This is a genomic window from Amycolatopsis sp. NBC_00345 (genome assembly GCF_036116635.1).
Lineage (GTDB): Bacteria > Actinomycetota > Actinomycetes > Mycobacteriales > Pseudonocardiaceae > Amycolatopsis.
In genome coordinates this window covers 6,940,080-6,960,931 of the sequence record NZ_CP107995.1, presented here as the reverse complement: position 1 = coordinate 6,960,931, position 20,852 = coordinate 6,940,080, and the positions used below count along the sequence as shown (strand labels likewise).

Genomic DNA, 20,852 nt, shown 5'->3' with positions numbered 1-20,852 from the left:
TGGTTTGGGGAGTGGCGGTGCTTGCGCGGCAGCGACAGGCGGTGATCCTCGAAGAGGCACGCCGGACCGGCGCGGTCCGGGTCAGTGACCTCGTGACGAGGCTGGGCGTGTCCGACATGACGGTGCGCCGCGACCTCGACGTGCTCGCCGGCCGGGGACTCGTCGAGAAGGTCTACGGCGGCGCGACCTCCGTGGTCGGCAAGAGCACCGACGAGCCCGGTTTCGAGGCGAAGTCCGTGCGCCAGCGCGCGCAGAAGGAGGCCATCGCCGCGGTCGCCGCCGGCCTGGTCAAGCCCGGCACCGCGATCGGCATCTCCGCCGGCACCACCACGTGGACGCTCGCCCGCGCGCTCGACGCCATCCCGGGCCTCACCATCGTCACGAACTCGATCCAGGTCGCCGACGTGCTGCGCGCGTCGACCCAGCCCGAGCGCACCGTGGTGCTCACCGGCGGTGTGCGGACGCCGTCGGACGCGCTCGTCGGCCCCGTCGCCGTGCACAGCCTGCGCTCGCTGCACCTCGACCTGGTCTTCCTCGGCGTGCACGGCATGGCCGAGGGCGCGGGCTTCACCACGCCGAACCTCACCGAGAGCGAGACCGACCGCGCGCTCGTCGAAGCGGGCCGCAAGCTCGTGGTGCTCGCCGACCACACGAAGTGGGGCACCGTCGGCATCTCGACCATCGCCGACCTCGACGAGGCGCACGTGGTGGTCACCGACGACGGCCTTTCCGACTCCGCGAGGGAGATCCTCGCCGAAAGCGCAGGAGAAGTCATGATCGCCGAGACGGCGGAGAATCTCGAGGCTGAAGAAGCGTGAAGCGCACTTTGCGGCACCTGGCCGACGGCAGGGAGATCATCTACTTCGACCGGCCCGGCACGCCCGAGCGCGTCGCCGAGGACACCCGGGACCTCCCGCCGGTGGCCGCCGCGTCGGAGATCCGCCTCGACCCGCTGACCCGCGAGTGGGTCGCGATGGCGGCGCACCGGCAGACCCGCACGTACAAGCCGCCCGCCGACCTCTGCCCGCTGTGCCCGACGCGGCCCGGCAAGCCGAGCGAGGTCCCCGAGGCCGACTACGACGTGGTCGTCTTCGAGAACCGCTTCCCCTCGTTCTCCCAGAACGTCTCCGGCGATCCGTCCAGTGTGGATGGTCTGGGCCTGGTGCCGACCGCGCCCGGCCGCGGCCGCTGCGAGGTCGTCTGCTTCACCAGCAACCACGACGGCGCGTTCTCCAAGCTGAGCCCCGAGCAGGTGCGCCTGGTCGTCGACGCGTGGGCCGACCGCACCGCGGCGCTGGCCGAGACGCCGGGCGTCGAGCAGGTCTTCCCGTTCGAGAACCGCGGCGAGGAGATCGGCGTGACGCTCTCCCACCCGCACGGCCAGATCTACGGCTACCCGTTCGTCACGCCGAAGACCGAGCGGATGCTGGACGTCGCGCGCGCGTACGCGCAGGAGCACGGCCGCCCGGTGATGGGCGACGTGCTGGCGGCGGAGCAGAAGTCGGGCGCCCGCGTGATCGCCTCCGGCGAGCACTGGACCGCGTTCGTGCCGCCCGCCGCGCGCTGGCCGGTGCACATCCAGATCGTGGCGCACCGGCAGGTGCCGGACATCCCGTCGCTCACCGCCGAGGAGCGCGACGACTTTTCCCGCGTGTACCTCGACGTCCTCCGCCGCTGCGACGCCCTCTACGACCGCCCGCTGCCCTACATCGCGGGCTGGCACCAGGCGCCGGTGCACCGCGACCGTGACCTGGGCTGGCTGCACCTCGAGCTGTTCTCCGTGCTGCGCTCGAAGGACAAGCTGAAGTACCTGGCCGGCTCGGAGTCGGGCATGGCCGTGTGGATCAACGACGCGACGCCGGAACAGATCGCGGAACGGCTGCGCGCGGCGGGCTGATCGGGCGCGGAGGTGGCAGACTCATCTCCGAAACACAGGTTCGGCTCAGGAACCTCTCAGGCCCACCCGCTTAGGTGAGGACATGACCGAGAACGACCCCCACGCGCAGGACTCCGCGGCGGGTCGCCAGAACCCGGGTGCCCAGCCGGGCACCGAGGGCCAGGCGGCCTGGAGCCAGTCCCCCGGCGCTCAGCCCGCTTCGGGCGAGCAGGCCTCCTTCGGCGAACCGACCCCGTACCAGGCTCCGGCCGAGCCGACGTACCACGCGCCCACCAGCGGTGACGCGGTGTACGGCGCGCCGAGCCCGTGGTCGCCCCAGGGCGCGCAGAGCGGTCCGCCGGCCCAGCCGGGCCAGCCTCAGGTCCCAACCGGCCAGACCCAAGCCCAGCCGGGCCAGCCCCAGACCGGGCAGACCCAAGCGCAGTACAACCCGTACCCGCCCACCGGTGGCACCGCGCAGCCCACGAACCCGTACGTGGCTTCGGGCGCGCAGCCGCCGAACACCTCGATCTACAGCGCTGCGCCGGCGCAGCCCAAGAAGTCCGGCGCCGGCAAGCTGCTGGCCAGCGTCGCCGCGATCGCGCTGGTGATCGGCGGCGTGGCGGGCGGCACCGTCGGGTATCTGACGGGCGGCTCGTCCGGCCCCACGGTGAACGCGCTCGACCAGCCGAAACCGGCCCAGCAGACCGGAAACGCGCCGGCCGGCTCGATCGAATCGGTGGCGCAGAAGCTGTCGCCGAGCGTGGTCGAGCTGCAGGTCTCCGGCCGCACGGCCTCGGGTGAGGGCTCCGGCTTCATCCTCAGCACCGACGGCTACATCCTCACCAACAACCACGTGGTCGAGGTCGCCGCGAACGGCGGCCAGATCCAGGCCGTGTTCCAGGACGGCAAGAAGGCCACCGCGCAGGTGGTGGGCCGCGACCCGACCACGGACATCGCCGTGGTGAAGGTCAGCGGTGTCAACGGGCTCACCCCGGTCGAGCTCGGCCGCTCCGACGACCTCAAGGTCGGCCAGCCCGTGGTGGCCATCGGCTCGCCGTTCGAGCTGGCCGGCACCGTCACGTCCGGCATCGTCAGCTCACTGCACCGGCCGGTGCAGGCGGGCGGCGACGAGACCGACCAGACCACGGTGATGGACGCCGTCCAGACCGACGCGGCGATCAACCCGGGCAACTCCGGCGGCCCGCTGGCGAACATGAGCGGCCAGGTCATCGGCATCAACTCGGCGATCTACAGCCCGCAGTCCGGGCAGGGCGGCCAGGGCGGCAGCTCGCAGGGCGGCAACGTCGGCATCGGCTTCGCCATCCCGATCGACCAGGCCCGCCGCACCGCCGACGACATCATCAAGACCGGCCACGCGACCCAGACCTACATCGGCGCCAAGGTGCAGGACGCGCAGAACGGCGGCGCCCAGCTGGGCGACATCACCCCGGGCAGCCCCGCCGAGAAGGCCGGCCTCAAGTCCGGTGACGTGGTCACCAAGATCGAGGACCGCGCCATCGACAGCGCCAACACGCTCATCGCGGCCATCCGCACCCGCGCACCGGACGAGAAGGTGACCTTCACCCTCTCCGACGGCCGGACGGTGCCGGTGACCCTGGGCGGCCAGCCCGTGCCGTCCAACTGATCGCTCGGCCGCCAAGGCGCGGCCGAGACCAGCCACGGCTCGACCCCCTGGGCAGGGGCCGGACCTTGTAGGCCACGCGCGACCGGGCACTCATGCCGGTCGCGCGTGGCCGTTTTTCTGCCCCGGCGAAGTCCTTGACCAGTGGTTTCGCCGGGGCCCGAAGATTTGTGAGCATTTCCTGTTTGGGGCTGGTGGTGCGTGGGCACCTCACGCCCCACGGAGGCCTTTCCGTACCGAGTCGGAGGCGGTACGGGGAGGCCTCCGGGTTTTCCTCCCGCTGCCGAGGACCGTGCGGACGACGCCGGTCAGCACCACGAGGGCCCAGACCACCGCGAGCGTGACGAGCAGGCCCAGCCAGGTGTTCCCGTCGTGCAGGCCGGGTTCCGGCGCCGCACCGTAGGTCCGCCAGAGCAGCGGGAAGGCGAGGATGGTGAGGATGGCCGTCAGCACCGCCCCGGCCATCACGGGAACCTTCCACGCGACGGGCACGACGCGGCTGAGCAGCAGCCCGCCGACGCCGACCACCGGCGCGATCACGGCGTCGTGGACCACCGGTGCCCCGACGAGCCAGACGAGCGTCTTGATGACGTCCGGCCGCAGCGGCAGCGCGTAGTCCAGGAACAGCGACACCCCGAAGCCCAGAGCGGCGAGCCCGCACAGGGCGAGCAGGATCCGGATCGCCTTCACAGCACCTCCAGCATCGAGACCCACTTGGTCTGCAGCACCCCGGGACGGCTCGGCGCCATGATCCGGCACGGGAACCCGTGGTCGATGTCGAGCACCTCGCCGTTCAGCTCCAGGGCCAGCAGCGTGTCTTCGTCACCGGTGTGCTCGCCGGGAAGCGTGGTGACCCGGTAGATCCCGGCCTTCTCGAGTGAGGACACCCGCAGGTCCACTCCCGGCCGGCTGCCCACGGCCCGCAGCAGCGAGGGCATGGTGATGCCCCGCCAGACCGCGGACTGGCTCCACCCTTCGACACAGGCGATCGGCAGCTCGACGGTCGTCTGCGGCAGCGCGCGCAGCTCGTCGAGGGAGAACTTCGTCGTGCCCGCGGGCGTGACGAAGGACAGCCGCCACGACGGGTCCCGCGCCGTCTGCGTGACGCCGGCCGCCACGGCGGTGCGGTTCACCGGGAGGCCCTGCGTGCCCTTGCCCGTCCTCCAGGAGAGGCCGGAGACGTTGCGCAGCAACGGAACGGTGGCGCCCGCCGTCGCGATCACGGCCACCCCGGTCGCGATCCAGGTGGTGCGCAGGAAACCACGGCGGGATAAGCCGTCCGGGTGGGCCGGACTGGTGGCGGGTCCCGGGCTGGCGGTGGGTTCTGGGTGGGCTGTCGGTTCCGGGTGGATTGGGGTTTCCCGGGTCAGCGCCCGCCGCACGACCGGCAGTTTCACGGCGATGTGCACCAGGATCGACCCGATCGCCAGCCACGCCACCGCGTAATGCACCTGCGGGAAGTAGAAGCCCCATGGGTAGTTCTGCGCGACGTTCAGCAGCCCCGTGCTCAGCTCGAAAAACGCGGACCCGGACAGCACCAGGATCGAGAGCCGCTCCAGCGCGTGTGGCAGCGACCGGACAACGGGCCGGCCGAACAGCTTCGGGAACACGCTCCACAATTTCGCCAGCAGCAACGGGATCGACGCGATGCCCGAGATCACGTGCGCGCCCTGCGTCACCCGGTACAGCCAGATCGGCCGGCTGGGCCAGAAGAACCACTCCGGCGGATGTTGGATGAGATGGCTGAGCAGGCCGGTGAAGAAGCAGACGGTGAACGTGACGGCCAGCATCATCCCGATCCGCGCCGTCACGCGCTCGTTGTGCGCCGCGGCCTTGAACTGCTTCTCTTCGGGGATTGGCAGCTTCTCGAGCCGCTCGTCCAGCCGCGCCCGGATCTCGGCGATCCGGTGGCCGGCCCGAGGCCTGGCCAGCACGGCTACCGACGCGGGGGCCGCGCTCGATTCCGGCGCGGCAGCTGGCTTCGCCGGGGCTACCGGTTCCGGCGTGGCATCCGGCCCAGCCGCTGCAGACTCCGCCGTGGCGGCTGATTCCGGCGTGGCAGCCAGTTCCGGCAGGGTTTCCGGTTCTTGCGTGCCAGCCGATTCCAATGGGCTACCCGGCGCCAGCGCGACGTCCTCCGGCTCGGTCGCGGCGACGTCCGCCGGGGGCGACTGAGCATCCTCCGCCGAGTGCGGGGCGGGCAGTGGCGGGGTGTCTTCGTTGCTCACGTCCGCTCCAGCCTGGCGAACCAGCGGTGGCCACGGCTCGTCGTCCAGGTCACCCGGAAGCCGGCCCGGGCGGCGACCTCCGTGATCGCGTCCGCGCCGACCCAGGCCCAGGTGAACCAGGTCCCGGCGGGGTTCGGGCGGAGCCGGACGTGGTCGTGACGCAGGCCGTGGCCGGGCGGGTCCAGTTCGACCAGCGCGTCGCCGCCGGGGGTGAGCAGGGCGCCGATCCGGCGCAGCAACGCGACGGGGTCACCGCCGATGCCGATGTTGCCGTCCGCCAGCAGCGCGTGGTGCCAACGGCCCTCGCCGGGCAGCCGGTCGAAGACGTTGCGCAGCAACGCCACGCCACCACGCTGGTGCGTCAGCCGGACGGCCGTCGGCGAGCTGTCCACACCCAGCGCCGCGACCCCGCGGTCGGCCAGCGCCGTGGTGAGCCGGCCCGGGCCGCAGCCGATGTCCAGCGTCGGACCGGTGCACGCGTCGAGCAGCACGGCGTCGCCCGCCTCGCAGCCGTCCGTCCAACGGTCGACGGGCAGCTCGATGCGGTCGCCGTTCGTCAGCTCCAGCCAGCAGTGCCGGCCGAGCAGGCCCTGGTCGAATTCCCGGCCGGGCGCCAGTTGCGCGGTCATCGGACGGCCACCCGCCCCGCGACGGCCCCGACCGCGCGGGCGAACCGGCTGCCCGGCCGCGCCGCCGCGACCCGCTCGGCGTCGGCCATGGTGTCCACATCGGACAGTACGGCCAGCGTTCCCGGCTCCGGTCCGGTGGAAGTCAGCGCGCGGCGGGTCAGCTCGCCGGTGTTGTCCTGCGACATCGGCACGTCCACGAGCACCTCGGAGCGTCGGGGGTCGCGGAGCCCCAGCGCCCACCAGCCGCCGTCCTCGGCCCCGCCCAGCACGGCCTCATGCGTACCGTCCAGCACCGGTTTGATGGCCGCCGCCAGCAGGTCCGGCGTCACCTGCGGGGTGTCCATGCCGATCTGCAGCACGGGCAGGCCTGCGTGCATCGCTGCCGTGTCGGCGTGTGCGTTGGCGAGCCGGGCGCCGAAATCCCAGCCGCGCTGGGCGATCACGGTCGTCCCGCGCAGCGCGTGGCCGATCTCCGCGCCGCGAGTGGCCGCGCCGAGGTCGCCGGTCATCGCGACCACCGGCACCGCGCCGCGAGTGGCGGACACGGCATCAAGCGTGTCGAGCAGCGCCGCCGCCGCGATCTCCGCGGCCTGCTCCGGCGTGGCGGGTGGGCACAGGCGCGTCTTCGCGAAGCCCGGGACCGGCGCCTTCGCCACCACCAGCAGACAGAACCGGGCGCTCATCGGGCCAGCACCTTTCCGAAGTCGCGGACCGCGCGCAGCGTGCCCCGCAGCGAGCCCGACACCTTCGACTTGGTGCCCTTCGCCCGTTCGCCGTAGCTGACGTCGAACTCCTGCACCCGCCAGCCCGCTCGCTGCGCCTTGATCAGCAGCTCGAGCGGGTAGCCGAAGGCGCGGTCAGTGACGTCGAGGTCGAGCAGCGCCCGCCGTCGCACGGCACGCAGCGGCGCGATGTCGCGCACCGGCAGCCCACGGCCGCGCAACAACAGCGACAGCACCGCGTTCCCCGCTCTCGCGTGCCACGGCCAGACACCGTGGTGCGTCGGCACTCGGCGGCCCACGGCCAGATCGGCGCCTTCGCGAACGGCGGCCACCAGCCGCGGCAGGTCGGCCAGATCGAGCGAGCCGTCCGCGTCGGCGAAGCAGACGATGTCGGCGGTGGCTGCTTCGAGGCCGGCGTGCACTGCGGCGCCGTAGCCGCGCCGCGGCTCGTGGACGACCTTCGCACCGAGCCCGGCGGCCACTTCGGGCGAGCCGTCGCCCGAGCCGTTGTCGACCACTATCGCGCGGTACCCGGACGGCAACACGGCCAGCACACCCGGCAGGGCGCCCGCCTCGTCGAGACAGGGGAGTACGACGTCTACCTGAAGATCGGTCACACGGCGTACCGTAAGTCCGGAGTGGATGGTCCAGAAGCCTTACGCTGCTTACGGATTCCTGACGCTAGCCCAACGAGTGACGAGTTCTTACCGAGTTCTCACGGCTCGCCGCCAGACCCCGCGCGCCGGGCCTCGCGGCGTTACCCTGCCAACGATGAGCGAGTCGACTCCTGCCGCTCGGCTCGCCGAGCCGCCCGCGCCCGAACCCCCCGCCGGCACCCGCCGCGGCCTGCGCCCCGACCTGATCGCGGTCGGGCTGGCCGTGGTGCTCGTCGCCGCGGCCTCGGCGGTCGGGTTGTACTACAACCGCCCGAACTCCGGCGTGGTGATCTACGCGTCGACCCCGCCGCTGTTCGCCCTCTGGCTGCCCCACGTCGGCCCGGGCTCCGTGTTCGCCGTGCTGATCGCCGTCGCCACCGTGCTCTGGGGCTCGACTGTGGCGGCGCGCCTGTCCTGGCGGCGCGCCCTCGCCGCCGGGTACGCGGCCTCGCTCGCCTGGATCTTCGCCCTCGCGATGGTCGACGGCTGGGCCCGCGGCTTCACCGACCGTCTGACTACGCCGCAGGAGTACCTGCACGAGGTCCCCGGCATTACCGACATCCCGCGGTTCCTGCACGAGTTCTCCTCCCGGATCCTCGACTTCCAGCCGAACTCCTGGACCACCCACGTGTCCGGGCACCCGCCGGGCGCCACGCTCGTGTTCGTCTGGCTCGATCGCCTCGGGCTGCACGGCGGGGCGTGGGCATCGACGGCCGTCGTGCTGATCGGCTCACTGGCCGCGGTCGCGGTGCCGGCCACAGTCGCGCTACTGGGCCGGCCGGACGCCGCGCGGGCTGTGCTGCCGTTCGCCGTCCTCACGCCCGGCGCGGTGTGGATCGGCGTCTCCGGCGACGGGATGTTCACGGGCGTCACGGCCACCGGGATCGCCCTGCTCGCCTTGTCCGCCAAGGGTTTCGAGCACCGCCGCGGCTACGCGCTGCCGGTCGCGCTCGGTGCCGGGGTGCTGCTCGGCTTCGGCATTTTCCTGTCCTACGGCCTGGTGCTGCTGGGCCTGATCGCGCTCGCCGTCGCGATCGTCGGCCGGCAGTGGCGGGCGGCCGCACTGGCCGTCGTCGGGGCCCTCGCGGTGGTCGCCGTCTTCGCGCTGGCCGGCTTCTGGTGGGTCGAGGGCTATCACCTCGTGGTCGAGCGCTACTACCAGGGCGTCGCGATAGTCCGGCCGTACTCGTACTGGGTGTGGGCCGACCTCGCGGCGGTCGCCGTCGCCGCCGGGCCCGCCGTGATGGCCGCCGCCCGCCGTGGCGTGACCAGCGCGTCCCTGGCCAAACCCCGCCGTGACCTGCTGCGCGATCCCCTGCTGCTGATCGGCCTCGCGGCGCTGCTCACCATCCTGTTCGCGGACCTCTCCGGCCTGTCCAAAGCCGAGACCGAGCGGATCTGGCTACCGTTCGCGGTGTGGCTGCTGCCGATGACCGCGCTGCTGCCTGTCCGCGGTCGCCGCTGGTGGCTGGCCGGGCAGGCCGTGACCGCGCTCGCGGTGAACCACATTCTGCTGACGAACTGGTGAGGTGAGCATGGAGGATCAGGCCGGCCGCGTTCTCGTGGTCGACGACGACGAGACGGTGCGCGACGTCGTCCGCCGTTATCTCGAGGTCGCCGGCTTCACCGTCGACATGGCCGGTGACGGTGCCGCGGGCTTGGCGCTGTTCGCCGACCGCGAGCCCGACCTCGTGGTGCTCGACGTGATGATGCCGGGCATCAACGGCCTGGAGGTGTGCCGCCGGCTGCGGCAGGTCAGCCAGGTGCCGATCGTGATGCTGACCGCCCTGGGCGAGGAGGAGAACCGCATCGCCGGGCTCCAGCTCGGCGCCGACGACTACGTCACGAAACCCTTCAGCCCCAAGGAACTCGCGCTGCGCGTCGCCTCGGTTCTGCGCCGCGCCCGCATGCCGCGGCCCGCGCCGCCCGCGGCCGAACTGGTGGACGGCGACCTGCGCCTGCAGATGACCGCCCGCCAGGCGATGCTCGCCGGCGCCGAACTTCCGCTCACCACCCGGGAGTTCGACCTGCTCGCGTTTTTCCTCGCCCACCCCGGTGTGGCGTTCTCCCGCGCCGACCTGCTGGAGAAGGTGTGGGGCTGGGACTTCGGCGACCAGTCCACGGTGACTGTCCACGTGCGACGGCTGCGCGAGAAGATCGAACGCGACCCGGCCAAGCCGGCCAGGGTCGCGACCGTGTGGGGCGTCGGCTACCGCTACGACCGAGGTCAGTGATGATCGAATCCGGTGAGTCGTTCCAGGACATGCTCTCGCACGTCCTCAACATCCTCCCGCTCGCGCTGCTGTTCGCGCTGCCCGTCGCGGCGCTCGGCGGACTGGCCCTCTATCTGCTGCGCCGGCGCTCGCTCGCCAGCACCATGACGGTGCTCGTGCTGGTCCCGGTGGTCACCACGCTCGCCGGGGTGCTCGGCATCAGCGGATTCATGTTCACCCCGGCCCTGACCACGATGCTGGTCGTCTGCCTGCTGGTCGCACTGGTCGCGGTGCCCGCCGCGATCGTGCTCGGCCGGGCCATCGCCCGCCACAGCGTCTGGGAGCGTGAGGCTCGCGAACGCGAGCGCGCGGCCGAACAGTCGCGGCGCGAGCTGGTCGCGTGGATCAGCCACGACCTGCGCAGCCCGCTCGCCGGCATCCAGGCCATGGCCGAGGCCCTCGCCGACGGCGTGGTCTACGAGCGCAGCGAGATCGCGGACTACGCGCAACGCATCGGCGGCGAGACCACCCGGCTCTCGGGCATGGTCGGCGACCTGTTCGAGTTGTCCCGCATCACTGCGGGCGCGTTGCAGCTGACCATGTCGGCCGTGCCGTTGCGGGACGTGGTGAGCGACGCCGTCGCCGCGCAATCGCCGGTGGCCGAGCGCAAGCGCGTGCGGGTGCTGGAGAACGGCGAGGCCTGGCCCGTGGTGTCCGGCAGCGACCCGGAACTCGCGCGGATCGTGCGCAACCTCGTCTCCAACGCCATCCGCCACACCCCGCCCGACGGCACGGTCGCCGTCCAGATCGACATCGACGGAGACCAGGCCCTGCTCGCCGTGGACGACTCCTGCGGCGGCATCCCGGACGACGAGATCGGCCGGGTCTTCGACGTCGCCTTCCGCGGCACCCAGGCCCGCACTCCCGAACGCAGCGGCACTACCACCGGTGGCGGGCTCGGGCTGGCGATCGCGAAGGGTCTCGTGGAGGCCCACCGCGGCCAGATCGGGGTGCACAACCACGGCCCCGGCTGCCGTTTCGAGGTACGGCTGCCACTGGCCGTGTCCTGAATCCGTCCACAGAGGACGGCTCGCCGGCGGCCCCCCGACCCGGCCGCCGACGAGGAGTCCTCAGCCGGCGGAGACCGCCGTCACCGGCTCGGCCACCCGGCCGGCGCCCACCCGGAAGAACTGCATTCCCGGGAAGTGCGCGGGCGCGATGACCGTGTCGGTGCCCTCGACCTCACGCAGCCACCGCTGGCGGGTGAGGTGTGCGAGTGACGGGTCGGCGTCGGAGCCGCAGCGGATGCCGGAGTCGGCCAGCTGGGCCGGCGTGTGCAGGACGTCGCCCAGCAGCACCGCGCGTCGCCCCTCGGAGACGATGTCCAGCACGTAGTGGCCCGGCGTGTGCCCGGGCGCGTGGCGAGCGGTGATACCCGGCGCGATCTCCACGTCGCCGTGCAGGGGGCGCAGCTGTCCGGTGGCGCGCACGGCTTCCAGGCCGATCCGCGCCCAGTCGTGCCGTCCCGCCGTCTCGACCAGCTCCGCCCAGTCGGCCTCGCCGTAGAGCACTTCGGCGTTCGGGAAGTACGGCACACCGTGTGGCGCCACCCAGCCGACGTGGTCGGAGTGCAGATGGGTCAGCAGCAGCGTGTCGATGTCCGCGGGTCTGACTCCGGCCTCGGCGAGGGCCAGCGGCAGCCCGCCGCCCGCGCCCATGGTGCCGTCGTCGGGCTGCTCGCCTTCGGCGAACCCGATCTCCCGCGGGCCGAGCCCGGCGTCGACCAGGATCGTCCGTCCGCCGCCGCGGACGAGGTACGCGCCCGTGGGCACGTGGACCGTGCCGTCCGGCGCGACCACTTCGGGATGCCGCTCGACGTCGAGTCCCGGAAAGAATGACGTCGGCAGCCGGATCCGGCCGTCGGCCAGCGCATGGATCTCGATGTTCCCCATCTCGATGGACCGCATGCCCTGCACCAAGACCTGCGCGGCCCGGTTTGATTCCGGGAAGTGACCTTCGTCTCAACCGCCGACGGGCGCGCGCAGCTCCGCGGTCGCGAAGGAGGTTATGCCTTCCTCGAACGAGGTTTCGGCCGTGAACCCCAGTAGCTCGCGCGCCCGGGCCGGGTCGGCGACCACGTGCCGGACGTCCGCCGGCCGCGCGCCGCCGGCGATCCGCGGCGCCGGGCCGTCGCACGCGCGGGCCAGCTCCGCCGCCAGCTCGCCGACGGTGTGCGGCTGTCCGGAACAGACGTTCAGCGGCGTGATCTCGCCTGCCGCGCCTTCGGCGTGCAGCGCGAGGACATTCGCCCGGGCGACGTCGTGGACGTGGACGAAATCCCGCTGCTGCTTGCCATCCTCGAGCACGGTCGGCGCCTCGCCACGGACCAGCGACGAGCGGAACAGCGAAGCCACCCCGGCGTACGGCGTGTTCTGCGGCATCCGCGGGCCGTAGACGTTGTGGTAGCGCATCGCCCAGACCGTGCCGCCGGTCTGACGCGCCCACGCGCCCGCGAGGTGCTCCTGCGCCAGTTTTGTTGCCGCGTAAGTACTCCTGGGCATCAGCGGCGCGTCTTCCGGCACGAGCCGCCAGCCGAGTTCCGCGCCGCACTCCCCGCACGCCGGCTCGAACCGGCCGACGTCCACATCGGACTGACGGCGAGGAGAGGGAGGCACGATCCCGTGCGCCGGGCACTCGTACCGGCCCTCGCCGTAGACCACCATCGACGACGCCAGCACGAGCTTGCGCACCCCGGCCGCGTGCATGCCGGCCAGCAGCACCGCCGTGCCGTAGTCGTTGTTCAGCGCGTAGGACGGCGCGTCGGACGGGTCGATGCCGTGCCCGACCACCGCGGCCTGGTGGCAGACCGCGTCGACGCCGTCGAGGAGCTCGGCGACCAATTCCGGATCGGTGACGTCACCACGCAGGAACCGGTGCCGCCCGGTGTAGGCGGGCGGCACCGTGGAGCCGTGGGCGGTGGGCAGCAGGCTGTCCAGCACCACGACCTCGTCGCCCGAATCGGCCAGCCGGTCGGCGATGTGGGAGCCGATGAACCCGGCCCCGCCGGTGATCAGTACGCGCATTTATCCGACGGTAGGGCGGTGGGCCGGGCCCCCGCGCGGCCGAACCGGACCACGTCACCGAATCGTCAGAAATCACCAGGCCCCGCGGCGGCGGAGAGGGGCCTTCACCGGATACGGTGTCGGCATGGAACGGAGCGCACAACGGCTGGGCCGGGCCCTCGTGGTGATCGTGGACGACCGGGTCGCCCACGGGGAGCACGAGGACAACACCGGACCGCTCGTCACGGAGCTGCTTGAAGAGGCCGGCTTCATCGTCGACGGCGTGGTGGTGGTCGAGGCCGAGACCGCCGGCATCCGCAACGCGCTCAACACGGCCGTGATCGGCGGTGCCGACCTGGTGATCACTGTCGGTGGCACCGGCGTGTCGCCGCGCGACCGCACACCCGACGCCACCGCCGGCGTGCTCGACCGGCCGATCCCGGGCATCGGCGAGGCGCTGCGCGCGTCCGGCCTCGCCGCGGGCGCGGTCGACGCCGGGATCTCCCGCGGCCTCGCCGGCGTGTCCGGCAGCACGCTCGTGGTCAACCTGGCCGGCTCGCGCGCCGCGGTGCGCGACGGCATGGCCACGCTCTCCTCGCTCGTGCCGCACGTGATCGACGAGCTCTCCGGCCTCGAAGAGGTCTAGGGCCGTATCTCTCTGCAGTTGTCAAACAGCGGGTGGGACGATGGACCCATGCCGCACGACGAACGACGGGACGCCCAGGCCGCACGCCGCCGGGTCGACGAGATCTTCGGCGACGTGCTGCCCGAGACGACCTCCGACGAGCGGGACGAAGGTGGCCAGGACCGGGTCACCCCGGACTCCTGGTACCTCGAGAACCGGCCGCCGCATCACGACCGGTGACACTCAGTCGCCGTTCTTGCCGGTGGCGGACTGCGCCCGCAGCAGGTCGCGGATCTCGATCAGCAGCTCCACATCGGTCGGCTCGGCCGGGCCCGGCTCCTGGCCGCGCTTGCGCCGCTCCTGCAGGTGCTTGACCGGCAGCACGATCAGGAAGTAGACGACCGCCGCCACGATCACGAAGTTGATCGCCGCGTTGATCACGCTGCCGAAGTCCATGAACGTCTTGTCGTTCGCGGTCAGGACGCGGAAACCGAGACCATCCGCGGCGTTGCTGCCGCCGATGGCGTTGATCAGCGGTTTGATCAGGCCGGTGGTGAACGCCGTGACGATCGAGGTGAACGCGGCGCCGATGACCACCGCGACCGCGAGGTCCACGACGTTTCCGCGCATCAGGAAGTCCTTGAAGCCTTTCAGCACTGCCACTCCTCAAAACTGGGGCGGGGTCCGGCCGCTCACTTCGGTGGGGACGGCGTCGCCCGCTGGAACCGGAACGGGTTAGCGGAGAGTAACCGTAACGGGTCGTTCCAGCGAAGTGGCAGCCACCTGTGTCGCCACGCTCACCGGTAGTGAGAGAAGCACCAGCGGGCCCTGATCGGACGGCCCCAGCACCCGGCCCGGTCCGGCTTCCGGGCGGCTGACGGTGACCACCGTGACGTCCTCGGCCAGCACGGATGCCGGATGCAGGGCGTCCGGGGCGGCCACGACGTCGACGTGCTGGCCGGGCCTGAGCAGGCCCGCGACGCCGGCGTCGGCGAGCCGGACGGGCACCGACGCCCGGCCGGACTCACCCGTGCCGGGGATGCCGAGGACACGCGCGTCGGTGAGGGGTTCCCCGGCCCGCGCGGCGCCGGACAGCAGCCTGCCGACGGCCGCGTCGATGCTGCCGAGCGCTCCCGTGGGCCGGATCAGGTCGGGTAGGTCGGCGAGCCGGAGGTCGCCGGCGTGCAAGGTGGAGCCCGCGGGCAGATCGCGGGCGGAGACGACCGTGGCGGTGCCGGGCGCACCACGAGCGGAGGCGGGGTGGAGCAAGACGAGCAAGCCGGCCAGCAGCAGGGCCGCGGCGAGCCAGCGGCGTACGAGCCGGGCCCGGCGGCCGCGCAGCCGGCTCAGATCGGGCAGCGCGGGAAGGCGGCTGAGCAAGGTGTCCACGGTCGTCCCCTCGTCGGTTCCTTCGTGCGGCGCGGTGCCGCACGAAACCGACGTTAGGGACGTGGGGTGGGCTGTCGTAAGGGGCGGATCCGCCGGCTGTGGACAACTACCCCTGTGTGGACAAACCGGGGGTCAGGACGCGGCGGCGGCCGTTTTTGTCGTACCCGAGGAGGACGATGAGGAGGAGCTGCCGCTGTCCGAGGACGACTTGGAAGCCGACTTCGACTCGGACTTCGATTCAGACTTCGACTCGGACTTGGTCTCCGACTTGCCCTCGCTCTTCGCCGGCGTGGCGGAGGTGCTCGACTTGGCCGCTTCACGGGAGTCGGTGCGGTAGAAGCCGCTGCCCTTGAAGACGACACCCACCGAGCTGAAGACCTTGCGCAGCGGACCGGAGCACTGGGGGCAGACCGTCAGGCTCGCGTCGGAAAAGGACTGCACCGCTTCGAACCGGTGGTCGCATTCCTTGCAGGCGTACTGATACGTGGGCACTGGTGCTCCTCCATGCGCTGGCACTCGTCCGACGAGAGTGCTAGCAATAGACGGTACCGGCGTATTCCCGCGCTGGTCAAACGTGGTATCGGTGCATCGTGTGGACCGTTCGCGCGGGGGTGGTGCTCCGTGCCTGTTCCGCGCCCGGATGTCCCGGGCGGCGCTTCGAGGACGTGACGAAGGTAACGCCGCGGGTCGCCGTGAGGCTTCCCGCCCTCCATTTTAGAGGCCCGGATCCCGCTCGACGCTGTCCGGCGCCTCACACCGGGGCAGGCGGACCACACCCGCGGGCGTCAGCGCCCCGTGCATCGGCACGTCGTGCGGCTGGCCCGGGAGGTGTTCCACCAGCTCGGCGGCGCGGACGACGGCCAGCAACGACGCGCCCGGGGCCGCGAAGACCAGCGAACGGTCGTAGTAGCCGGCGCCGCGGCCCAGGCGGATACCCCGGCGGTCCACGCCGAGCGCGGGCACGAGGGTGACTTCCGCCGCTCCCACCGCCTCGACGCCGAGCCGGGCTCCGGAGGGTTCGCGAACGCCGCGAAGCCGCCCCGGGACCAGCTCGTCGGCACTGGTGTAAACCGCCCAATCGAGCGGGCCGGGGACATCGGGGATCACCGGCAGCAGCACCCGGGAACCAGCCTTGACCAGGGCGTCCAGCAGCGAGACGGTGCCAGGTTCCGTGCCGAAGGGCAGGTACGCGCAGACGGTCGGTGTAGCCACCGACACGGCTGCAGAGGCTAGCGCGGCTGCCTCCTCGGCGTGCTCCGAATGGCTCAGTGAGGCGCGCGCCCGGAGAATCCGCGTACGCCACTCCGCCTTGCTCAGGTGCTCATTGCCCGGCGCCCGCATGCGACCAGGTTAGGCTTTGCGCCCATGACGGGCGCCGCATCCACCCAGACGTTCAGAACCGCCATCGTGCCTGCCGCCGGACTCGGCACGCGATTCCTGCCGACCACGAAGGCCGTGCCGAAAGAGCTGCTGCCCGTGGTCGACACACCGGGGATCGAGCTCGTCGCGTCGGAGGCCGCCGCGGCCGGGGCGAAGCGGCTGGTGATCGTCACCTCGCCGGGCAAGGAAGCCGTGGTCAGGTACTTCGAGCCGCAGCCCGAGCTGGAGAAGACGCTCGAGGACAAGGGCAAGACCGAGCTGCTGGAGAAGGTCCGCCGGGCCACGGAGCTGCTCGACGTCGAGGTGGCCATCCAGGAGCGGGCGCTGGGGCTCGGCCACGCCGTCGCGCAGGCCGAGGCGAACCTGACGGACGAGGACACCGCCGTCGCCGTGCTGCTGCCGGACGACCTGGTGCTGCCCGTCGGGGTGCTGGACCGCATGTCCGCCGTCCGCGCGAAGCACGGCGGCAGCGTGCTCTGCGCGTTCGACATCCCCAAGGAGCAGATCTCGCCGTACGGCGTCTTCGACGTCTCCGACACCGACGATCCCGACGTCAAACAGGTGCACGGGATGGTCGAGAAGCCGAAGCCGGAGGACGCGCCGTCGACGTACGCCGCGGCCGGCCGCTACCTGCTGGACCGGGCGATCTTCGACGCGATCCGGCGCATCAAGCCGGGCGCCGGCGGCGAGCTGCAGCTGACCGACGCGGTGGCCCTGCTGATCGCCGAGGGACACCCCGTGCACATCGTGGTGCACCGCGGTGGACGACACGACCTGGGGAATCCGGGTGGTTTCCTGCGCGCCGCCGTCGATTTCGCGCTGGAAACCCCCGACTACGGGCCATCGTTACGGGCGTGGCTGACCGAACGGATCGGGACCGAACGCCCATGACGGACTCCCTCGACGCTGCCCAGGCCGACTCGAGCGCTGAGCCGGCCGAGGCGTCGGCGGAGTTTCGCTCCGTCGACGCGCAGATCGCGCTGACGCTGGACGCGGCCGTGCGCCCGCGTCCCGTGCGCGTGGCGATCTCCGAGGCTCAGGGCCTGCTCTGTGCCGAAGAGGTCGTCGCGGAACACGCGCTGCCCGGGTTCGACCAGGCCGCGGTGGACGGCTACGCGGTCCGCAGCGTCGACGTCCGCACCGCCGGGGATGAGCCGGTGCAGCTGCCCGTGGTCGGGGAGATCCCGGCCGGCTCGCGGCAGCCGCGGCGGCTCCAGCCCGGCCAGGCGGTGCGCGTCGACACCGGCGCGCCGCTGCCCACGCTCGCCGACGCCGTCGTGCCGACCGCTTACACCGACGGCCACCAGGCCAAGGTCACCGTGCACCGTTCCGTGCCTTCCGCAGGTTACGTGCGCCGCGCGGGCGAGGACGTGCAGATCGGCGACGTCGCCGTACGCAAGGGCGACACGATCGGCTCCGCGCAGGTCGGCCTGCTCGCGGCGGTCGGCCGGGCGAAGGTGCTGGTCTACCCACGGCCGCGGGTGTCGATCGTGTCCGTGGGCGACGAGCTGGTGGACGTCGACCGCACCCCGTCGGTCGGGCAGGTCTACGACGTCAACTCGTACGCGCTCGCCGCGGCCGCTCGCGACGCGGGGGCCGAGGTGAGCCGCGTCGGCATCGTGTCGAGCGACCCGAAGCGGCTGCGCGAGATCGTCGAAGGCCGGCTGCTGATGTCCGAGATCGTGGTGGTCGCGGGCGGTGCCGGCGGCATGAGCGGTGACGAGGTGCACGGCGCGCTGTCCGAGCTCGGCCGCATCGACATGACGCGCGTCGGCATGCACCCGGGCTCGGTGCAGGGCTTCGGCAGGCTCGGTCCGGACTCCGTGCCGACGTTCCTCATCCCGGGCAACCCGATGAGCGCGCTGGTGGTGTTCGAGGTGCTTGTGCGGCCGCTGATCCGCGCCGCGCGCGGCACCCGCAACCCGCATCGGCGGATCGTCGGCGCGCGCCTGCTCTCGCCGATCACGTCGACGAAGGGCCGGCGCGGCTACCTGCGCGGGCAGCTCCTGCGCGACGAGGCGAACGGCGAGTACCTGGTGCAGCCGCTCGGCACGTCCGGGGCCCACCTGCTGGCGTCGCTCGCGGAGGCGAACTGCCTGATCAACGTCGACGAGGACCTCACCGAGGTCGCGGCGGGCGAGCAGGTCAAGGTCACCTTCCTCGCGCAGCGGGCGTAAGCGGGCGGGTCGGTGGCTCCCGTGACCTACCCGGTGGAAAGCCGGCATCCCGGCTGGCCGGGCAAGCCCGGCCGGCTTCGGGTGCCGGCCGGGATCGTCGAGGTGCGCCCGGTGCGCCTGCGCGACGCGGGCGAGTGGAGCCGCATCCGGCTGCGCGACCGCGCGCACCTGGAGCAGTGGGAGCCGACGGGCATCGGGCCGTGGCCGGACCGCAACGCGTTCTGGTCGTGGCCTTCGCAGTGGGCGGCGCTTCGGGGGCTCGCGCGGCGAGGGCAGTGCCTGCCGTTCACGATCACGGTCGACGGAAGGTTCGCCGGCCAGATCACGGTGGGTAACGTCATCCGCGCGTCACTGCGCTCGGCCTGGATCGGGTACTGGGTGTCGTCCGAAATCGTGCGGGGCGGCGTGGCCACGGCAGCCGTCGCGCTCGTGACGGATCACGCCTTCGAAGCCGCCGGGCTCCACCGTCTCGAGGCCACCGTGCGACCCGAGAACAACCCCAGCTTGCGCGTGCTGATCAAGGCCGGCTACCGGCAGGAGGGCCTCTTCGAGCGGTACCTCGACGTGGCCGGTGCGTGGCGTGACCACCTCTGCTTCGCCGTGACGAAAGAGGAGACCGGCGACGGCCTCGTGCCCCGGCTCGTGTCGACAGGACGCGCCGGCTACGCCTGACCGTAACCCTTCGTGGTGACTACGGGTCGGGGTCCGATCACGCGTTACCACATACTGTGAGATTCACCTAATCCGGTGGCGGGTTTTCGTGATCGAAGTCGGCGAGTCTGCGCCTCCTGTGTGACTGTTGTGGCTAGCGTGACTACAGCAGACGATCGGGGGAGGTGACGGGGGATGCCCAGTTCGGTGATTATCGTCGCGCTCGCCGCGGCATGGCTCGTCGTTCTCGTGCCCATGGTGGCCCGGAAGCGCCAGCAGGTCGCGCGAACGCCTACCTCCGCGCTGGCCGCGCGGGTCGTGCGCAGCGGGAGCTCTCGCAACGAGGGACAGGAGGAGTTCGCCATGTCCGACAGCGCGAAGCCTTCGGTGGAGGAAGACCTCGCCGAACTCGAGGCGGAGCTCGACGCCGACCTCGACGAGGACGAGGAACTCGAGCCCGATCCACTGCCGCAGCCGTCGCGGGCGGTCCGGGACGAGCCCGCCCGCGAGCGTCGGGGGAGCTACCGCCCAGGTCGTGGCGGGTTCGACCCCGAGGCGGCGGACATCGCCGCGCGGGCCAAGTACGCCTTCCGGCAGCGGATCGTGGTGATCCTGCTCGTGGTCGCTGCCGGTTCGGCCGCCTTCGCGGGCTTCGTGCTGCCCATCGTCTGGTGGGGTCACGGCGTCGTGGACGTGGTCCTCGTCGGCTACCTCGGCTACCTGCGCCGCCAGGTCCGCATCGAGAACGAGATCCGGCAGCGGCGGATGGCGCGGTACAGCGGCACGCGGGCCCCGCGTCGGGTCAGCGAACGCCCTGTTGCCGACGAGGAGCCGGCTGCGCACCCCGTCGCCGAACGGCCCGCTGAGCGGCCCGCCGAGCGCGATGAGCCGCGCGAGCAGGACGACGTCGAGGTGGTCGCCCCGCAACGCCGCGAGATCGTGGAGCGCAAGCCGTCCCCGATGTCCCGCATCCGCCGCCAGGCCGTCGTGGTCGACCTGGACGACGAGGACCCGGCGTTCGAGGAACTCGACGAGCCCGGGACCAGCCCGTACCGCCGCGCCGTCGGGGAGTGACCCCCGTCGCGAGGTGCTCGTAGGGCGCTGATAAGCTCTACGAGCACCAAGTAAGGGGCTGTAGCGCAGTTGGTAGCGCGTCTCGTTCGCATCGAGAAGGTCAGGGGTTCGATTCCCCTCAGCTCCACACATGAAGTTGAAGATGAACCCCCTGAGCGCTTGGAAATCCCAGGTCAGGCGCTCGCAGGGGGTTCATCTGTGTCGGGGGTTTGGTCGCGGCACGTTGGGTCGCTTACTAGAACTTTGGTAGGGCTGCCTGGGTCTTGATCCGGGTCGCCATCCAGGCTTCTTGCGATCTCAACGAGGATCTTGGCGATCTTGTGCGCGTCTGGTGGATCGTGCCGCACACCGTGAATCCGGATCTTCGACACGTGGGTTCGGGGCTTGTGTTGCCGCTTCTTTGGTTTGGCCATGAGAAGTCACCACCCTGTCGCGACGGTTCGTTGGTCACGCGGATGGGGACGAGGATCTTGCTGTTCGCCAGCAAGGCTGCTGACGCTGATCTGGATCTCTCGCTGAGGATAA

At 71.7% G+C, this 20,852-nt stretch carries 23 protein-coding genes and 1 tRNA gene; 13 read left to right on the top strand and 11 right to left on the bottom strand.

What is annotated here, in order from left to right:
* The first annotated feature begins 17 nt into the window (after nt 1-17).
* The 3 genes from OG943_RS31240 (at nt 18) to OG943_RS31230 (ending at nt 3,524) form a co-directional block, all read left to right on the top strand.
* Nucleotides 18-818, top strand: coding sequence for a DeoR/GlpR family DNA-binding transcription regulator (locus OG943_RS31240; protein WP_328604503.1), 801 nt, complete (start codon nt 18-20; stop codon nt 816-818).
* Nucleotides 815-1,897 carry a galactose-1-phosphate uridylyltransferase gene (gene galT / locus OG943_RS31235; RefSeq protein ID WP_328604502.1) on the top strand — a complete coding sequence of 361 codons (1,083 nt, stop codon included), beginning with the start codon at nt 815-817 and terminating at the stop codon, nt 1,895-1,897. The genes OG943_RS31240 and galT overlap by 4 nt, the downstream gene beginning before the upstream one ends.
* 82 nt (nt 1,898-1,979) lie before the next feature.
* Nucleotides 1,980-3,524: a S1C family serine protease gene (locus tag OG943_RS31230; RefSeq protein WP_328604501.1), complete on the top strand. Its 1,545-nt coding sequence runs from the start codon at nt 1,980-1,982 to the stop codon at nt 3,522-3,524.
* A 207-nt stretch (nt 3,525-3,731) separates the two neighbouring features.
* Here OG943_RS31230 and OG943_RS31225 read toward each other — a convergent pair whose 3' ends face one another.
* The 5 genes from OG943_RS31225 to OG943_RS31205 all read right to left on the bottom strand — a co-directional run bounded on the left by OG943_RS31225 (nt 3,732) and on the right by OG943_RS31205 (nt 7,717).
* Entirely contained in the window at nt 3,732-4,211 is a 480-nt protein-coding gene (locus OG943_RS31225; protein WP_328604500.1) for a hypothetical protein, read from the bottom strand.
* Nucleotides 4,208-5,314: a molybdopterin-dependent oxidoreductase gene (locus OG943_RS31220; protein WP_328612200.1), complete on the bottom strand. Its 1,107-nt coding sequence runs from the start codon at nt 5,312-5,314 to the stop codon at nt 4,208-4,210. The genes OG943_RS31225 and OG943_RS31220 overlap by 4 nt, the downstream gene beginning before the upstream one ends.
* 431 nt (nt 5,315-5,745) lie before the next feature.
* On the bottom strand, nt 5,746-6,378 hold the full coding sequence (locus OG943_RS31215) for a class I SAM-dependent methyltransferase (protein ID WP_328604499.1): 633 nt from the start codon (nt 6,376-6,378) through the stop codon (nt 5,746-5,748).
* Nucleotides 6,375-7,061 (bottom strand): TIGR04282 family arsenosugar biosynthesis glycosyltransferase, encoded by a 687-nt coding sequence (locus tag OG943_RS31210; protein ID WP_328604498.1) that lies wholly within the window; start codon nt 7,059-7,061, stop codon nt 6,375-6,377. The genes OG943_RS31215 and OG943_RS31210 overlap by 4 nt, the downstream gene beginning before the upstream one ends.
* Nucleotides 7,058-7,717, bottom strand: coding sequence for a glycosyltransferase family 2 protein (locus OG943_RS31205; protein ID WP_328604497.1), 660 nt, complete (start codon nt 7,715-7,717; stop codon nt 7,058-7,060). The genes OG943_RS31210 and OG943_RS31205 overlap by 4 nt, the downstream gene beginning before the upstream one ends.
* Nucleotides 7,718-7,871: 154 nt before the next feature.
* Here OG943_RS31205 and OG943_RS31200 point away from each other — a divergent pair, with 154 nt between their 5' ends.
* From OG943_RS31200 to OG943_RS31190, 3 genes are read left to right on the top strand one after another with little or no spacing between them, the layout of a single operon-like run.
* Nucleotides 7,872-9,284: a hypothetical protein gene (locus tag OG943_RS31200; RefSeq protein ID WP_328604496.1), complete on the top strand. Its 1,413-nt coding sequence runs from the start codon at nt 7,872-7,874 to the stop codon at nt 9,282-9,284.
* Between the two features lie 7 nt (nt 9,285-9,291).
* Nucleotides 9,292-9,990 (top strand): response regulator transcription factor, encoded by a 699-nt coding sequence (locus tag OG943_RS31195; RefSeq protein WP_328612199.1) that lies wholly within the window; start codon nt 9,292-9,294, stop codon nt 9,988-9,990.
* On the top strand, nt 9,990-11,039 hold the full coding sequence (locus OG943_RS31190) for a sensor histidine kinase (RefSeq protein ID WP_328604495.1): 1,050 nt from the start codon (nt 9,990-9,992) through the stop codon (nt 11,037-11,039). The genes OG943_RS31195 and OG943_RS31190 overlap by 1 nt, the downstream gene beginning before the upstream one ends.
* A 60-nt stretch (nt 11,040-11,099) precedes the next feature.
* On the opposite strand, the gene OG943_RS31185 is transcribed toward OG943_RS31190, so the two are convergent.
* Complete coding sequence (locus tag OG943_RS31185) at nt 11,100-11,936, bottom strand: MBL fold metallo-hydrolase (RefSeq protein WP_328604494.1); 837 nt, start codon at nt 11,934-11,936, stop codon at nt 11,100-11,102.
* A 54-nt stretch (nt 11,937-11,990) separates the two neighbouring features.
* Nucleotides 11,991-13,052 carry an NAD-dependent epimerase/dehydratase family protein gene (locus tag OG943_RS31180; protein WP_328604493.1) on the bottom strand — a complete coding sequence of 354 codons (1,062 nt, stop codon included), beginning with the start codon at nt 13,050-13,052 and terminating at the stop codon, nt 11,991-11,993.
* A gap of 124 nt (nt 13,053-13,176) precedes the next feature.
* Here OG943_RS31180 and OG943_RS31175 point away from each other — a divergent pair, with 124 nt between their 5' ends.
* Complete coding sequence (locus OG943_RS31175) at nt 13,177-13,677, top strand: MogA/MoaB family molybdenum cofactor biosynthesis protein (protein ID WP_328604492.1); 501 nt, start codon at nt 13,177-13,179, stop codon at nt 13,675-13,677.
* Nucleotides 13,678-13,725: 48 nt separating this feature from the next.
* Nucleotides 13,726-13,896 carry a hypothetical protein gene (locus tag OG943_RS31170; protein WP_328604491.1) on the top strand — a complete coding sequence of 57 codons (171 nt, stop codon included), beginning with the start codon at nt 13,726-13,728 and terminating at the stop codon, nt 13,894-13,896.
* A 3-nt stretch (nt 13,897-13,899) separates the two neighbouring features.
* Here OG943_RS31170 and mscL read toward each other — a convergent pair whose 3' ends face one another.
* From mscL to OG943_RS31150, 4 genes are all read right to left on the bottom strand, one after another.
* A complete protein-coding gene (gene mscL / locus OG943_RS31165; RefSeq protein WP_328604490.1) occupies nt 13,900-14,313 on the bottom strand; it encodes a large-conductance mechanosensitive channel protein MscL in 414 nt (137 codons plus the stop codon).
* Nucleotides 14,314-14,391: 78 nt separating this feature from the next.
* Nucleotides 14,392-15,045, bottom strand: a complete 654-nt coding sequence (locus tag OG943_RS31160) for an SAF domain-containing protein (RefSeq protein ID WP_328604489.1) — start codon at nt 15,043-15,045, stop codon at nt 14,392-14,394.
* Nucleotides 15,046-15,177: 132 nt separating this feature from the next.
* Complete coding sequence (locus OG943_RS31155) at nt 15,178-15,537, bottom strand: FmdB family zinc ribbon protein (RefSeq protein WP_328604488.1); 360 nt, start codon at nt 15,535-15,537, stop codon at nt 15,178-15,180.
* Nucleotides 15,538-15,759: 222 nt separating this feature from the next.
* A complete protein-coding gene (locus OG943_RS31150) occupies nt 15,760-16,386 on the bottom strand; it encodes a 5-formyltetrahydrofolate cyclo-ligase (RefSeq protein ID WP_328604487.1) in 627 nt (208 codons plus the stop codon).
* Nucleotides 16,387-16,410: 24 nt separating this feature from the next.
* Between OG943_RS31150 and OG943_RS31145 the strand changes: the two genes are divergently transcribed.
* The 5 genes from OG943_RS31145 to OG943_RS31125 all read left to right on the top strand — a co-directional run bounded on the left by OG943_RS31145 (nt 16,411) and on the right by OG943_RS31125 (nt 20,454).
* Nucleotides 16,411-17,316 (top strand): UTP--glucose-1-phosphate uridylyltransferase, encoded by a 906-nt coding sequence (locus tag OG943_RS31145; RefSeq protein WP_328604486.1) that lies wholly within the window; start codon nt 16,411-16,413, stop codon nt 17,314-17,316.
* On the top strand, nt 17,313-18,602 hold the full coding sequence (glp, locus tag OG943_RS31140) for a molybdotransferase-like divisome protein Glp (protein ID WP_328604485.1): 1,290 nt from the start codon (nt 17,313-17,315) through the stop codon (nt 18,600-18,602). Before OG943_RS31145 ends, glp begins: the two co-directional genes overlap by 4 nt.
* 12 nt (nt 18,603-18,614) lie before the next feature.
* On the top strand, nt 18,615-19,274 hold the full coding sequence (locus tag OG943_RS31135) for a GNAT family N-acetyltransferase (protein ID WP_328604484.1): 660 nt from the start codon (nt 18,615-18,617) through the stop codon (nt 19,272-19,274).
* Between the two features lie 174 nt (nt 19,275-19,448).
* Nucleotides 19,449-20,327, top strand: a complete 879-nt coding sequence (sepX, locus tag OG943_RS31130) for a divisome protein SepX/GlpR (RefSeq protein ID WP_328604483.1) — start codon at nt 19,449-19,451, stop codon at nt 20,325-20,327.
* A gap of 54 nt (nt 20,328-20,381) precedes the next feature.
* Nucleotides 20,382-20,454: transfer RNA gene (locus OG943_RS31125), tRNA-Ala, on the top strand.
* The last annotated feature ends 398 nt before the right edge of the window (nt 20,455-20,852 follow it).

Bases quoted from the DNA above. Each gene is read 5' to 3' on its own strand.
- OG943_RS31230 (WP_328604501.1), top strand. From the start codon at position 1,980: ATGACCGAGAACGACCCCCACGCGCAGGACTCCGCGGCGGGTCGCCAG.
- OG943_RS31220 (WP_328612200.1), bottom strand. From the start codon at position 5,314: ATGATGCTGGCCGTCACGTTCACCGTCTGCTTCTTCACCGGCCTGCTC.
- OG943_RS31215 (WP_328604499.1), bottom strand. From the start codon at position 6,378: ATGACCGCGCAACTGGCGCCCGGCCGGGAATTCGACCAGGGCCTGCTC.
- OG943_RS31210 (WP_328604498.1), bottom strand. From the start codon at position 7,061: ATGAGCGCCCGGTTCTGTCTGCTGGTGGTGGCGAAGGCGCCGGTCCCG.
- OG943_RS31200 (WP_328604496.1), top strand. From the start codon at position 7,872: ATGAGCGAGTCGACTCCTGCCGCTCGGCTCGCCGAGCCGCCCGCGCCC.
- OG943_RS31195 (WP_328612199.1), top strand. From the start codon at position 9,292: ATGGAGGATCAGGCCGGCCGCGTTCTCGTGGTCGACGACGACGAGACG.
- OG943_RS31190 (WP_328604495.1), top strand. From the start codon at position 9,990: ATGATCGAATCCGGTGAGTCGTTCCAGGACATGCTCTCGCACGTCCTC.
- OG943_RS31185 (WP_328604494.1), bottom strand. From the start codon at position 11,936: ATGCGGTCCATCGAGATGGGGAACATCGAGATCCATGCGCTGGCCGAC.
- OG943_RS31180 (WP_328604493.1), bottom strand. From the start codon at position 13,052: ATGCGCGTACTGATCACCGGCGGGGCCGGGTTCATCGGCTCCCACATC.
- OG943_RS31175 (WP_328604492.1), top strand. From the start codon at position 13,177: ATGGAACGGAGCGCACAACGGCTGGGCCGGGCCCTCGTGGTGATCGTG.
- OG943_RS31170 (WP_328604491.1), top strand. From the start codon at position 13,726: ATGCCGCACGACGAACGACGGGACGCCCAGGCCGCACGCCGCCGGGTC.
- OG943_RS31150 (WP_328604487.1), bottom strand. From the start codon at position 16,386: ATGCGGGCGCCGGGCAATGAGCACCTGAGCAAGGCGGAGTGGCGTACG.
- OG943_RS31145 (WP_328604486.1), top strand. From the start codon at position 16,411: ATGACGGGCGCCGCATCCACCCAGACGTTCAGAACCGCCATCGTGCCT.
- glp (WP_328604485.1), top strand. From the start codon at position 17,313: ATGACGGACTCCCTCGACGCTGCCCAGGCCGACTCGAGCGCTGAGCCG.
- sepX (WP_328604483.1), top strand. From the start codon at position 19,449: ATGCCCAGTTCGGTGATTATCGTCGCGCTCGCCGCGGCATGGCTCGTC.